Origin of the sequence: Cesiribacter andamanensis AMV16, assembly GCF_000348925.1 — a bacterium.
GTDB lineage: Bacteria > Bacteroidota > Bacteroidia > Cytophagales > Cyclobacteriaceae > Cesiribacter > Cesiribacter andamanensis.
Map to the genome: position 1 here is coordinate 1 of NZ_AODQ01000130.1, position 12322 is coordinate 12322.

The window sequence follows — 12322 nt, forward strand, 5'->3', positions numbered from 1 at the left end:
CATTGCCCTCAGGGCCGATGCTATCCGCTCGGAGTATGACCGTTTTGGCCGCCAGCGCAGCATCACCCCAACCTTTGAGTACAAAATGCAAAAGGAGTTCAAGCAGCTTAGCCTGGGGGCTTACCTTACCTGGCAGCCGCTGGTGGTGGGGCTCTGGTACCGGGGCCTGCCCATCTCCAAGGTAGAAAATGTACGCAACAAGAATGAATCGGCCATTATTCTGGTAGGCCTGATGCACGGCAACCTCAACATGGGCTACAGCTTTGACTATACCCTCAGCAGCCTGGGCATGGCCACCGGAGGCGCGCATGAAGTAAGCCTGGTCTATAACCTGCAACTCAACCGCAATAAAAAGCCGCCCCTGAATACCCGGGTAATTCCCTGTCCTGACTTCTAACCGGCACTGCCGGTTTTTTTTTGCCCGTTATCCGGCTGGTGAGCTACTTCTTGCCGTCAGAAGTACGCCAGAGGGTAGGTGCGCTTGATTGCCCCGTTTTGTTCTGGATAAAGGTGGCTGGTTTCTGTGGCACCAGAGCATAGGGGTGCGCCCCCTGGGCTGGGCGGACCCGGACAGAGGGGGGTAAATTGGTAAGAATGAGGCATCCAAATCCTCAATTTCAGCCTAAAAAATAGCCATGTAAGATGCCTGCCAAAATGTTGCAGCAAAGCAGGGGGCTTTTATGCAGGTTTGGGACGGAGAATAAGAGTGATTCCGGGCTGCCCATGCCCAAACTACCCCTTGTACCGCATGCGAACGATCTACAGCATTCAAACCCCTTCTACTAAAGGCCTCGCTGCCCTGTTGCTTCTGTGCCTGCTGCAGCTGGCCGCCCTGGCGCAACAGCCCTCCCAGACTGTATACCGGGCCGAAAAGCTTTTTGAGATCGGCAACTATGCCGATGCCCTCAAAGGTTACCAGGAGGCCATTCAGGCCGGCGAAGGCTCACCCTACCTGCTCTACAAGGCTGGCCGCTGCTACCTGGAGAGCAAGCAGTTTGCCGAAAAGATAAAGGCCCTGCCCCTGCTGCAGCAGGCCGCCCCCGGCGCCGATAAGCTGCCGGCCGAGTACCAGCTGGCGCTGGGCGATGCCTTCTATGTAAACGCCCGGCCACTGGAAGCCCTGCAGGCCTATGAGCGCTATCAGAAGCTGGTGGCCAAAGATGCCGCCAAGCAGAAGACCGTAAAGGAACGCAAGGCCCAGGCCCAACTGGCCCAGGAGCATATGAGCAATGCCAAGCAGGTGGCCCTGCAGCCCCTGCAAAACGGGGTAAATACCGAATTTACCGAGTACAATCCCGTAGTGAGCGCCGATGAGTCGCTGATGGCCTATACCCTATTAAAGCCGGCCGACAGCCGCAGCAGCCAGAAGGCGCTGGAGCAGATCATGCTGGTGAAAAAAGAGGGGGGAAGCTGGTCGGCGCCGCAGCCTCTGAAGGTAAGCAATTTCAATGCCGGTACGGCCGGCCTCTCGGCCGATGGCCAGCAGATGATCATTTACCTGCAGGACAATACCGGCGGCAACCTCTACCTGCTGAAGCGCAGCGGCGATAGCTGGGGCAAACCCCAGGAAATGCCCGGCGACCTGAACTCCCGCTTTGTGGAAACCACCGCCAGCATTACGCCCGATGGCAAAACCATCTACTTTGCCTCTAACCGCCCCGGCGGACGGGGAGGCATGGACATTTACAAGACCGAGCTGCAGCCCAACGGTAGCTGGGGCCGGGCCCAAAACCTGGGCCCCCAGATCAATACCGAAGCCGATGAGGATGCCCCCTTCATTCACCCCGACGGCCGTACGCTTTACTTTACCTCTAACGGCCGGGGGTCGCTGGGCGGCAATGATGTGTTCAGGACCCACCTGCTGGCCGGTCAGTGGAGCATTCCCCAGAACATGGGCTACCCCATCAATACCGTAGCCAACGAAAGCTACTTTACCCTTACGGCCGATGGCAGCCGGGCCTACTTCTCAACCGACCGCCCCGGCGGCCGGGGCGAGCAGGACATCTATACCTTCAGCATGCCGGAGCAGGACCGCAACATCCCCCTTACCATGATCAAGGGGCGCATTCTGGCCGGCGAAAGGGAGCAACCTGTTCCCACCAAGATCTTTGTGGTGGATGTGCAGACCGGCAACAAGCTGGAGTATGTGTACCATCCCGACCCAAAAACCGGCAATTATCTGATTATTCTGCCTCCGGGCCGCAATTATGACCTCATTGTAAAGGCCGAGGGCTACCTGCCCTATTCCATCAATGTGAACATCCCCAATCAGGATTACTTCCATGAGCTCTACCAGCAGATCTTTCTGCGGCCCATCAAGCAGTTTGATGTAGTGGTAGGCCAGGAGGTAAAGGTGCAAAATGCCTTTTACGATACGGGCCAGCCGCTGCACCATGACCTGAAAAAGATCAAGGAAAGCACCATGGTAAAGGGCGACAGCATAGATGTGTACGAAATGATGGAGACCATTATCGGCGCCGGCGATAAGGCCGCCTATGAGTACCTGCTGGAGCTCATGTATACCGTTAATCCCATTGAGAATGTAGATTTCAGCGCAGCCAACAACCGCATTACCGAAGATGCCGAGGCCATCTACTACTACGAAGAGAACGACAAGACCAAGCTGGAAGCCAAGAAGGTAGGCAATGAAACCATCTATACCCTGCCCACCCTGCGGGTGACCGAGGCCTCCAAGATGCAGGCCAAGTCCGGCGGCGCTCCCTACCGGCAGGAGCTGCTCAAGCCGGTCTACAAGATCTATTTTGATGTGGACAGCAAAACGCTGAAGCCTGCCGATGAGCAGAAGCTGCAGGAGATCATCCGCCTGTTTGAGAGCCACGAGCAGCTGGGCGTGGAAATCTCGGGCTACGCCTCCAAAGATGGCAATGCCGAGCACAACCGCACCCTTTCCAATGAGCGGGCCATTGCCGTGCTGGATTACTTCAACAAACGGGGGGTAGGCCGCCGCCGCATTGTAGCCAAAGGTCTGGGGGCTACCACCAACCAGGAAACCAACGCCCAGGAAGGCCGCAGGGTAGAAGTGCGCATCATCGACCTGAGCCAGGCCAGTAAATAAGCGCTTTTCTTTTCAACCAAATGTCGACTGAGGGCCCGCTAGCAATAGCGGGCCTTTTTTGTAAAGGGTGTAAATGCTGCTCCCAGGTCTGAAACAGAATATAGCCTTTCTGCAGGGAGGAGTCTGAAAACCAGACATGGTTCAGATTTAAAACTTAAAGAGCGTCCGCTCTTTATCCCCTTTTTTGCTATACATGCGGCTGTGGCGGGGAATAAAGAAATTGATGGAGGCATAGAGCCGGTTGGCCTGCACATCGGAATTGCTCAGCAGGTTAAAGCCCCCCTGCGCATGAAAGCCCAGAATCCGGAAGCCAAGGGCAGGGCCGATGCTCAACGTGCTGGCGCTAAAGTCGGTAAAGGCGCCAATGCGGCCCCCGTAGGTAAGCTTCAGACGGCCATGGCGCTGCCAGTATCCCCCCTGTAGCCCATAGACCCCGGTGAAGGGCGATAGCTCGGCATAGCCCTCTACGGCCCGGATCACCGGCTCTTTAAGCCGGATCTTTTTCCAGTTGTACTGGTAGCCCAGCTGGATCATATCGCTGCGGCCCCGTTCATACCCGATCAGATAGCCGCGGCTGCTTTGGTATACCTTTAGTTTTTCTTTTTTGTCTTTCTGCTCTTTCCCGTCTTCGTCTTTCTTAAAAGGCCATTGCGCCAGGCATGTTAAACTCATCAGCAGGCATAGGCCAAGCAGGCTCCATTTTTTGTGCATAGATCAGAGGTTTGGTAGTAGAACGTAGCAAAGGGGTAAAAAGTGATACCCTAAAAATTGGATGTGACTTTTCTGAGCATAAAGCTCTGTTAGGTATGGCTAACTCATTAGTAGGTTGTTACTGGGCGTCATCCCCACGCAGGTGGGGATCTGTCAAAGTTGGGCAGGATAGGGAAGTTCCCTGCACAGCGCAAACAGATTCCCCTCTGCAGGGGAATGACGAAGAAGGGCAGGTAGCTATGGGATAGCGATAATAGCGTCTATTGAGGATTGTGCCTCATGCGTATATACTCCTCTACAATGGGTACATCGGCCGGGCACCAGGCTAGGGCAGGAAGCTCCTGCGGCAGCAGCCACTGGCAGGCCGCATGCTCGTGCAGTTGCAGCTTGCCCCCATGCAGGCGGCATAGCAGGGGAATCAGGCGGATGCTTTTGCCGGGATAGACATGGATGGCCGGGGCTAGTCGGGCATAAGGGCTGATCTGCAGCGAGAGCTCTTCGGCAATCTCCCGCACGATGCAGGCCTCGGGGCTTTCGCCCGGCTCCAGCTTGCCGCCGGGAAACTCCCACAGCCCCCCTTCAGACTTATGCAGGCCGCGCTGCGCCACCAGCACCCGGCCGTTATGTTCAATGAGCGCGCAGGCTACCTCGGTCATTTCTTGAAGATAAAATACACGGCCAGGATAAGGAAGAGAAAGCCAATGAGATGGTTAAGGCGGAAGGTCTCGGTCTTGAAGAAGAGGGTGCTGAAGACCACAAACACCACCAGCGTAATTACCTCCTGCAGCACCTTAAGCTCTACCAGTGAAAAAGGACCGCCTGTACCCCTGAAGCCAATGCGGTTGGCCGGCACCTGAAAGCAGTACTCAAAAAAGGCAATACCCCAGCTGATAAGGATAATGGCCAGCAGCCCCCAGCTTTCGGCCCATTTCATGTCCTTGAACTTGAGGTGGCCATACCAGGCCACCGTCATGAAGGCATTGGAACAGATCAGCAGCAGGATGGTGAGCAGGTGTTTCATGCTATATAAGAACTGGTTAAAGAGAACAGGAATTATCGGGAACTAAGGCGGGGGGTGTCTTCATCGGGCCGCGGGGCTGCCCAGCCGGTACAGGTAGGCACCCAGGTAATAGGCTCCCAGCCCACTGAAAAGGTGCCACAGAAAGTGCGAGCCCATGGGCAGCAAGGCCGTAGCCGGCTGGTCCAGCTGGCGAAACAGCAGGCTCAGCAGCAGCCAGAACAGAGCGCTGCCAATGGAGCGAACTCCCCTCCACTGCGTGCGCGACAAAAAGATCAGCAGCGGAATAAAAAAGGCCGCTCCGGTAAGGGCATAGGACAGGTTAATGGCCGTATGGCTGGGAAAGGCCCACCAGATGAGCATGCGCATCAGAAACATGAGCACTACCACCGGTATGGCCAGCCACTTGCGGGGCAACACCCGGGTCCAGAAAAAAAAGGGCCAGCAGCAGCGTAAGCAGGGCCGTGGGGGTAATGTCCAGCATGAGCCAGAGGCGGTGGCTCCTGAAGGCATGATACAGCGTGCTGCCCAGCCCGCCCAGAAACAGCAGCGGCAGGCAGAGGGCCAGAAAGGGGTGCTGCCGGTACTGCCCCCGCAGCCGCAGCGCCCAGTAAACGGCCGGTAGCAGAATGGCCAGGGAGGAGACGGCATTCCAGGGCTCCACCAGGGGGCGGGACAGGTCGGTCTCGGCATAGACCGGTCCGCCATCAGCGGGCAGCAGCAGGGGTGCCTGTAGCTCTTGGGCCGCCATGGGGGCTTATTCCTCTATTTTATGGGGTTCGTAGGTACGCAGCCGCTGGCGAATGTAGTCGGGAAGGGGTAGGGGTCGCCCACTTTTATAATCGATGTGCACCAGCACTACAGTAGCCGTGGCATAGATCACATCCTTGCGGTCTTTTTCAGAGATCACCACCTCCTGCGTAATGGAGCTTTTGCCCAGCTTGCTGGTGCGGATCCAGACCAGCGGCCGATGCTGAAAATGGATAGGGGTGCGGTAGTTGATGTCGGTTTTGGCCAGCACCATGCCCAGCTGGTTCCAGTCCCACTGGCAGGAGGCGGCCAGGTAGCCCGAACGGGCCTGCTCTATGTAGGTGAGGTAAATGGCATTGTTTACATGCCGCATGGTATCCAGGTCGGCATAGCGCACTTCTACAGGCTGGCTAAACTTAAACTCTTGCATAAGGGGGTAAAAAAGTGGTATTCTGGTATCGCATCTGCAATCTAAACAAAAAGAAGAAGCCTATGAACAGGCTTCTTCTTTTTTGAAATACAGAGGATCATTCAGGATAGAGCAGCCCTTATACCTTAAGTACCGGCGCTGCCTGGGTTTTATGCACCATGCGCAGAATGGAGGGGTTGGCGGCGGTGAGGCGTTCCACTTCCTCCAGCGGCACCCAGGCAAGGCCCTTGCTTTCGCCATTGGGGCCAAGGGGCTCCTCGGGGTTGGCCGTAAGCAGGTAGCGCACATCATAGTGCTGGTGCTCGGCCTCGGTGCCCCGGGCGGGAATGGGGTGCACATCCACATCAAAGACCTCGCTGCGCAGCAGGCGCAGGCTGGTAAGGCCGGTTTCTTCATGCGCCTCCCGCATGGCTACACCGGGCAGGTTGGTATCGCCATCGGCATGGCCGCCGGGCTGCAGCCATTTATCCAGCTTGCGGTGGTGCATCAGCAGCACCTGCTGCAGGTCGGGCGATACGATCCAGGCCGAGGCGGTCATGTGGCCTTCGGTACGGCTGCGCAGAAAACAGTTGGGGGCACTTTCCAGCAGGCTGATGATCTTCCAGAGGTGCCCTTGTTCGCGCTGGCTGGCCGGGCGGTAGGTGTGCAGCTCGGCCAGTAGGTGGTTGCGGGTCATGGCGCGCAGCTTATTCAATGATGATGTTGATCTTGTTGATGCGGTTGGCCTGCAGCACATCGGTCTGGTAGCCGGCGCCGCGGTTGTCTTTATCGCCCTTTACCACATCCAGGAAATAGGGCTTTGCATCCAGGTCTTTGATGGTGACCATGCCCTTGGCATTGGTGGTGGCCATGGGCACCGCCGGATTGGTAGAGGCCCGGTAGTCTTTGTCATTGGTGTACACCTGAATGGTGGCGCCTTCTACCGGATTGCCCAGCTCATCCAGCACGGTTACGCGCAGGCTGGTTTTCATGATTTGGGCAGACGAACAGGCCATCAGCAGAATGGCCATCAGAACAACTAGATAATTTCTATTCATACAAAAGGGAGCTAGTGGCTTTCTCTTCACAACGCTTTTTCAGCCATTTATTAGACAAAAGTGCCGGAAAATATGGGGGAAAAAAAGTAAAACAGGTGCGAATCTTTCCCGAAAGGGGAAAAGGCTCAAATGCAAGAAAGCGGTCCCTTACCGGCCAGGGGGCTCCCTCAGGCTACTGCTTTAATGCCTGTCCGCACCACTATTAGGGGCTTTGCGGATCAGATTCGCCCTCCATGTGCAGGCTGGGGTTGATATCGGGCTCAGTGCTTTTGATGCGCAGCTTGGCCACATAAGGGGCCGGCATGTGCTGGTAACGCTGAATTAATTCAGGATTGGGCTGCAGGCTTACACCGGTAAGGCCCCGCTGCGGGAAGTTGATCTGTGAGAGCACATAGCGAATGGATTCCAGCCGGGCCTCTGCTTTTTCATTACCTTTGATGATCACCCAGGGGCTGTAGGGGGTATTGGTGGCCTCAAACATCAGCTCTTTGTAGCGGGTAAACTCATGCCACTTTTGCTGGGCCTGCATATCTACGGTCGAGATCTTCCACTGCTTCAGGGGGTTGATCTGCCGCTCGATGAGGCGGCGTTTCTGCTCCTCAATGTCGATGCTGAACCAGAGTTTGATAAGCTTGATGCCATCTTCTATGAGCATCTGCTCTACATGGGGTACCTGCTTAAGAAAGAGCTGGTATTGCCCCTCGGAGCAGAAGCCCATTACCGGCTCTACCACCGCCCGGTTGTACCAGCTGCGGTCAAAGAACACAATCTCGCCCGGGTTGGGCAGCTCCTTGAGGTAGCGCTGAAAGTACCACTGCTCCTTTTCTACCTCAGTAGGCTTGGGCAGGGCCACCACGCGCATGGCCCGGGGGTTCAGAAAGTGGGTAAAGCGGGAAATGGCGCCCCCCTTGCCGGCAGTATCACGGCCCTCAAAAATGATCAGTACCCGCTGGTGCGTTTCCTGCACCCAGCGCTGCAGGCGTACGAGTTCTATCTGAAGTTTGCGTAATTCAGAGGCGTATTTTCTGTCTTGCATAAGGGCAAAGCAGATATAAAGTGATGAAAATGCTAAAGAGCGAAAATTGTCCCTGAAGTTACCATTTCTTTCAAAACTACGCCTGCCAGGGTAATAAAATTGTTGGATTAAAACTCCACTTCCAGCTCCCGCAGATCGACCGGCACTACACGCGATACGCCCATTTCCAGCATGGTAACCCCGTACATGATGTCGGTGCTGGCCATGGTGCGCTTGTTGTGGGTAACGATGATAAACTGCGAGTCCTGCGAAAATTTGCGGATGATGTTGTTGAACTTATCAATGTTGGCATCGTCCAGCGGCGCATCCACTTCATCGAAGATACAGAAGGGGGCCGGCTTAAGCAGGTAAATGCTGAACAGGAGTGAGGTAGCCGTAAGAGTCTTCTCACCGCCCGACAGCTGGTTGATGGTAAGGGGGCGTTTGCCTTTGGGCTTGGCGATGATGTCGATGGTGGTCTCCAGGGGGTTGCTGGGGTCGGTCAGGCGCAGGTCGCAATCGTCCTCTTCGGTAAAGAGCGAGCGGAATACCTTCACAAAATTTTCCTTGATCTGCTCAAAGGCACTCAAAAAGGCCTCCTGGGCGGCGCTGTCCAGCTGAGCCATGGTTTCCAGCAGTGATTCCTGGGCTTTTACCAGATCATCGCGCTGGGCGGTAATGAACTGGTAGCGCTCCTGGATCTCCTGATAGGCCTCCATGGCCATGGGATTGATGGGGCCGATCTTGTCGATCTTCTCCCGCACCTGGCGCACCTCCTGCTGCAGCTCTGCTTCGGAGAGCAGCTCATCTACGGCCGGGGCCTCCATGAGTTCCTCGGCATCTACATTGAATTCTACCGCCAGGCGCTCTTTTACGCTGGTCAGCTGCAGCTTGTACTCGTTCTGGCGGTTTTGCAGCTCCATCATCAGGGCCTGGCTGCTTTCGCGGCGGCGTTGCAACTCCCGGGCTTCCTTCTCCAGGGCGTCGATCTGGCCCCGCATCTCGTAGTAGTCCCGTTCGGCTTCGTTTACCCCGGCCTCTATGCTCTCCTTTTCGCTATACATGGCCATGAGCTCCTCATCGCCCAGCTCGCCGCGCTGCATCAGGCCTTCAATCTCGGCTTCGGTATCTGCCAGGGAAGATTTATTGCGGCTGATGCGCTCCTCGCTGCTTTGGAGCGACTGCTGCTTAAAGCCCATTTCCTGCACCAGCGAGTTGAGCTTGTTCTCTTTCTGGTGGTAAAGCAGGTTTTGCTCGTTAAAGCGGGCCGATTTTACGCTCAGGGCTTCGTTCTGGTAGGCCAGATCATCCTGTAGCTGAATGCTGCGCGCTTCCAGCGCCTGCAGGCGCTCGGCTACGGCGGCCGCTTCGGGGTCGATGTCGGCAATCTCGTCCTGCAGTACCTCCATTTGCTGGCGCATATCATCCTGGCGGGTGGCCTGGTTGCTGAGCAGCTGCAGCAGCTGCTCGTGGCGGGTGCGCACCTGTACCAGCTCCTGCTGCAGGAGGGAAAGCTCCCGGCTGACGGCTTCGATCTGCGGACGGCGGGTACTGCTCTTGAGGCGGCCCAGCTCGGTGTGCTGCTCCTGCTGCAGCTTTTCCAGGCGGCTCACCTCGGACAGCAGCTGCTGAATGTCTTTCTGGAGCTTCTCCAGGTTTTTGGCCCGGCCTATACGCTTGCCCTCAAACATGCCTACCGAGCCTCCCAGCAGGCTGTAGCGGCGCTTGATGATACGTCCGCTGCGGCTGATCAGAGAATAGGCACTACTGCCGATGGTTTCCATTTCCGCATCCTCGCACAAATAGGTGTCTGCAAAAAGGTGAGCGGTAAGGGGGGCATATTTAGGATCGGCCTCCACCACGGAAAGGGCAGGGGTGCAGCCGGCAGGGGGCGTAGTGGGCGAGGGGCTGGCAGGGGGTAAAGCTTCCAGCACAAAGAACTGGGCCCGGCCCCTTGCTGCTTCGCTCAGCAGGGCAATGGCCTCCTGCGCCTGCTGCCAGCTGTCTACCACATAGTGGTTCATCCAGGGCTCCAGGTAGGTCTCAATGGCTACCCTGTAGGCTTCGGAGCAGGTGATGATATCGGAGAGCAGGGGCACGTTCCTGCCCCAGTCGGTCTTTTTCTTCAGGTAGCGGATGGCCTCTGGAAAGCCCTCCAGGTTATCCACCAGGCTTTTGGTGAGGTTGTACTCGTTTTGCCTGGCATCCAGCTGTCGGCGGTCGGCGGCCAGTGCCTCCCGGTTCTGGTTCAGACCCTGCTCCAGCTCGGCCAGTTGTTGCTGCATCTGGCCTTCGTCGGCCTGCAGCTGTTGCAGCTCCTGCTCTTTTTCGGCTACGGCTTCCTGCACATCGGCCAGCTTGTCCTCAAACTGCGAGAGGCTGTTGCTGTGCTGGCTGCCTTCCTGAGCGGTCTTTTCCAGCTCCTGCCGCAGGCTGGAGAGTTGCATCTGCTTGATCTCAAGCGATTTGCTGAGTTTGAAAGCCTGTTCCTGTAGCTGGCGCTGCTGGTTGGTGGCTGTGGCGGCTTCTTCCCGCAGGGCGGTAGTAATGCTTTTTTGCTCATCGTGGGCTTCCCGCAGCTCATCCAGCAGGGCTTTGGCCTCAGTGGCCAGGGCTTCGGCTTCGCTGCGTTCCTGGGCCAGGCCATTGAGGCTGAAGGCAGCCCGCTCGTAGCTTTGTTTGTCGCTCTGCAGCTGTTCCAGCAGGCTGTCGCGCTTGTCATTAAGAAAACGCAGGCGCTCGTTCTTGATCTTTTTGTCGCTTTCTACCTGCCGAATTTTGCTCACATGCTCGTTGAGGGTTTTCTGGCGGCTGCTCAGCAGCTTTTCCCGGCCCAGCAGCTGGGCTTTGCTTTCTTCGGCCAGGGCTTCCCGCTCGGCCAGCTGGGCATCCAGGGCCCCTTTGCGGTCCTGCTCGGCCTCCAGCTGTTTGTGCAGGCCCAGAAAGCGCTCGGTGCTCTGGCTGATGGCCAGGCGGCCCAGGCGCAGGCTCAGTTTTTTATAGTCCTCCTTCAGGGCAAAGTAGCGCTCGGCCTGCTTGGCCTGCCGCTCCAGCGACTTCAGATTCTTTTCGATCTCAAAGAGCAGGTCTTTTACCCGCTCCAGGTCGGCATTGGTTTCTTCCAGCTTGCGCAGGGTTTCCTTTTTGCGCTTTTTGAATTTGGAGATGCCCGCGGCTTCTTCAAACAGCGCCCGGCGGGAGCCCTCTTTATCGTTGAGCAGCTCATCTACCATCTTTAGCTCAATGATGGCGTAGCTGTTGGAGGCAATGCCCGTATCCAGAAACAGGTTGGAGATGTCTTTGAGGCGGCAGGCTACCCCATTGAGCTCGTACTCGCTCTCGCCGCTGCGGTAATAGCGGCGGGTAATGGTGACCCTGGAGTATTCGGTGGGTAGCAGGTTTTTGGTATTGTCAAAGGTAAGGGATACCTCGGCCAGCTGGCTGGGCTTGCGGTGTTTGGTGCCGTTAAAGATAACGTTCTCCATCTTGTCGCTGCGCAGCGCCTTGGTCTTCTGCTCGCCCAGCACCCATCGGATGGCATCCACTACATTGGATTTGCCGCAGCCGTTGGGCCCTACAATACCGGTAATGCCTTCATCAAAGTTAATGACTACTTTGTCGCCAAAACTCTTGAAGCCTTTGATCTCTAATCGGGTAAGCCGCATTATTCCTCTGCTATCTCGTGCTCGTCTAACAAGCAAATGTAAAAGTAATTTGGTAATTTGCTGCTATGGAAGACAACATACAGATCCTGGTCTATATTGTTTTTGGCATTATCTATCTGATCCTGGGCGCCTTAAAGAAGCGCCGCAAGGGGCAGCAGCCGCAGGGTCCCCTGGCCCCCTATGCCGAAGAAGAACCGGATGTTGTTTTTGATGAGCGGGAGCCCACCTCCCTGGAAGAGCTGCTGGAGCGCTACGAGCATGCCGCTACCCGGGCCAGGCGCCGAGCCGAAGAAAAGGTGGAGACCATGCAGGAGCAGGTGGACGATGAGTACATCCCAGCGGCACCCAATCAGCCCCAGTACCGCAACCTGGAGCAGGAGGCCCTGCAGCAGATGCAGGAAACCGAGCGTCTCAAAAGCCTGCAGGAAGAGCTGCCCGCCGCTGCCCGCACCGAGCTGCTGCAAAAAGAACTAAGCCGCAAGAGCAGCCCCTCCAAACGCTCCCGGCGCCTGCGGGTAAAAAGCCCGGCAGAAGGCCGGAGGGAGCAACAGCCCGCCTCAACTGCCCTTGCCCGCCAGATCCGGGCAACGGCCCGCAGCCGGACAGCCATGCAGCAGGCC

The 12322-nt window shown here is 56.8% G+C and carries 13 protein-coding genes; 3 read left to right on the top strand and 10 right to left on the bottom strand.

The genetic code is table 11. The annotated features are described in order from the left end of the window. A partial coding sequence (locus tag ADICEAN_RS17495) for a type IX secretion system membrane protein PorP/SprF (protein WP_040397950.1) occupies nucleotides 1-397 on the top strand: 397 nt, incomplete at its 5' end. Nucleotides 398-748: 351 nt separating this feature from the next. After that, nucleotides 749-3076, top strand: coding sequence for an OmpA family protein (locus ADICEAN_RS17500; protein ID WP_009196987.1), 2328 nt, complete (start codon nucleotides 749-751; stop codon nucleotides 3074-3076). 147 nt (nucleotides 3077-3223) lie between these two features. Here the strand turns inward: ADICEAN_RS17500 and ADICEAN_RS17505 are convergent, their stop codons facing one another. From ADICEAN_RS17505 to smc, 10 genes are all read right to left on the bottom strand, one after another. After that, nucleotides 3224-3748, bottom strand: a complete 525-nt coding sequence (locus ADICEAN_RS17505; RefSeq protein WP_152426503.1) for a hypothetical protein — start codon at nucleotides 3746-3748, stop codon at nucleotides 3224-3226. Nucleotides 3749-4047: 299 nt separating this feature from the next. Then, nucleotides 4048-4443 (bottom strand): (deoxy)nucleoside triphosphate pyrophosphohydrolase, encoded by a 396-nt coding sequence (locus tag ADICEAN_RS17510; RefSeq protein WP_009196989.1) that lies wholly within the window; start codon nucleotides 4441-4443, stop codon nucleotides 4048-4050. After that, complete coding sequence (locus ADICEAN_RS17515; protein ID WP_009196990.1) at nucleotides 4440-4808, bottom strand: DMT family protein; 369 nt, start codon at nucleotides 4806-4808, stop codon at nucleotides 4440-4442. The genes ADICEAN_RS17510 and ADICEAN_RS17515 overlap by 4 nt, the downstream gene beginning before the upstream one ends. Nucleotides 4809-4868: 60 nt before the next feature. Then, a complete protein-coding gene (locus ADICEAN_RS17520; protein WP_040397953.1) occupies nucleotides 4869-5168 on the bottom strand; it encodes a hypothetical protein in 300 nt (99 codons plus the stop codon). Further along, nucleotides 5128-5556: a hypothetical protein gene (locus ADICEAN_RS17525; protein ID WP_009196992.1), complete on the bottom strand. Its 429-nt coding sequence runs from the start codon at nucleotides 5554-5556 to the stop codon at nucleotides 5128-5130. Before ADICEAN_RS17525 ends, ADICEAN_RS17520 begins: the two co-directional genes overlap by 41 nt. Nucleotides 5557-5562: 6 nt before the next feature. Next, nucleotides 5563-5985: an acyl-CoA thioesterase gene (locus ADICEAN_RS17530; RefSeq protein WP_009196993.1), complete on the bottom strand. Its 423-nt coding sequence runs from the start codon at nucleotides 5983-5985 to the stop codon at nucleotides 5563-5565. A gap of 118 nt (nucleotides 5986-6103) precedes the next feature. Then, nucleotides 6104-6679 carry an NUDIX hydrolase gene (locus ADICEAN_RS17535; RefSeq protein ID WP_236612949.1) on the bottom strand — a complete coding sequence of 192 codons (576 nt, stop codon included), beginning with the start codon at nucleotides 6677-6679 and terminating at the stop codon, nucleotides 6104-6106. Beyond that, complete coding sequence (locus tag ADICEAN_RS17540) at nucleotides 6672-7022, bottom strand: carboxypeptidase-like regulatory domain-containing protein (protein ID WP_152426505.1); 351 nt, start codon at nucleotides 7020-7022, stop codon at nucleotides 6672-6674. The genes ADICEAN_RS17535 and ADICEAN_RS17540 overlap by 8 nt, the downstream gene beginning before the upstream one ends. A 202-nt stretch (nucleotides 7023-7224) precedes the next feature. After that, nucleotides 7225-8058: a polyphosphate kinase 2 gene (gene ppk2 / locus ADICEAN_RS17545; RefSeq protein ID WP_009196996.1), complete on the bottom strand. Its 834-nt coding sequence runs from the start codon at nucleotides 8056-8058 to the stop codon at nucleotides 7225-7227. A 107-nt stretch (nucleotides 8059-8165) separates the two neighbouring features. Beyond that, a complete protein-coding gene (gene smc / locus ADICEAN_RS17550) occupies nucleotides 8166-11702 on the bottom strand; it encodes a chromosome segregation protein SMC (RefSeq protein ID WP_009196997.1) in 3537 nt (1178 codons plus the stop codon). A 65-nt stretch (nucleotides 11703-11767) separates the two neighbouring features. Here smc and ADICEAN_RS17555 point away from each other — a divergent pair. Next, on the top strand, nucleotides 11768-12322 hold a 555-nt coding region (locus tag ADICEAN_RS17555; protein WP_040397956.1), incomplete at its 3' end, for a hypothetical protein.

Excerpts from the sequence above, each read along its gene's own strand:
- ADICEAN_RS17500 (WP_009196987.1), top strand. The coding sequence starts at position 749 with ATGCGAACGATCTACAGCATTCAAACCCCTTCTACTAAAGGCCTCGCT.
- ADICEAN_RS17505 (WP_152426503.1), bottom strand. The coding sequence starts at position 3,748 with ATGAGTTTAACATGCCTGGCGCAATGGCCTTTTAAGAAAGACGAAGAC.
- ADICEAN_RS17510 (WP_009196989.1), bottom strand. The coding sequence starts at position 4,443 with ATGACCGAGGTAGCCTGCGCGCTCATTGAACATAACGGCCGGGTGCTG.
- ADICEAN_RS17515 (WP_009196990.1), bottom strand. The coding sequence starts at position 4,808 with ATGAAACACCTGCTCACCATCCTGCTGCTGATCTGTTCCAATGCCTTC.
- ADICEAN_RS17520 (WP_040397953.1), bottom strand. The coding sequence starts at position 5,168 with ATGCTCATCTGGTGGGCCTTTCCCAGCCATACGGCCATTAACCTGTCC.
- ADICEAN_RS17525 (WP_009196992.1), bottom strand. The coding sequence starts at position 5,556 with ATGGCGGCCCAAGAGCTACAGGCACCCCTGCTGCTGCCCGCTGATGGC.
- ADICEAN_RS17530 (WP_009196993.1), bottom strand. The coding sequence starts at position 5,985 with ATGCAAGAGTTTAAGTTTAGCCAGCCTGTAGAAGTGCGCTATGCCGAC.
- ADICEAN_RS17540 (WP_152426505.1), bottom strand. The coding sequence starts at position 7,022 with ATGAATAGAAATTATCTAGTTGTTCTGATGGCCATTCTGCTGATGGCC.
- ppk2 (WP_009196996.1), bottom strand. The coding sequence starts at position 8,058 with ATGCAAGACAGAAAATACGCCTCTGAATTACGCAAACTTCAGATAGAA.
- smc (WP_009196997.1), bottom strand. The coding sequence starts at position 11,702 with ATGCGGCTTACCCGATTAGAGATCAAAGGCTTCAAGAGTTTTGGCGAC.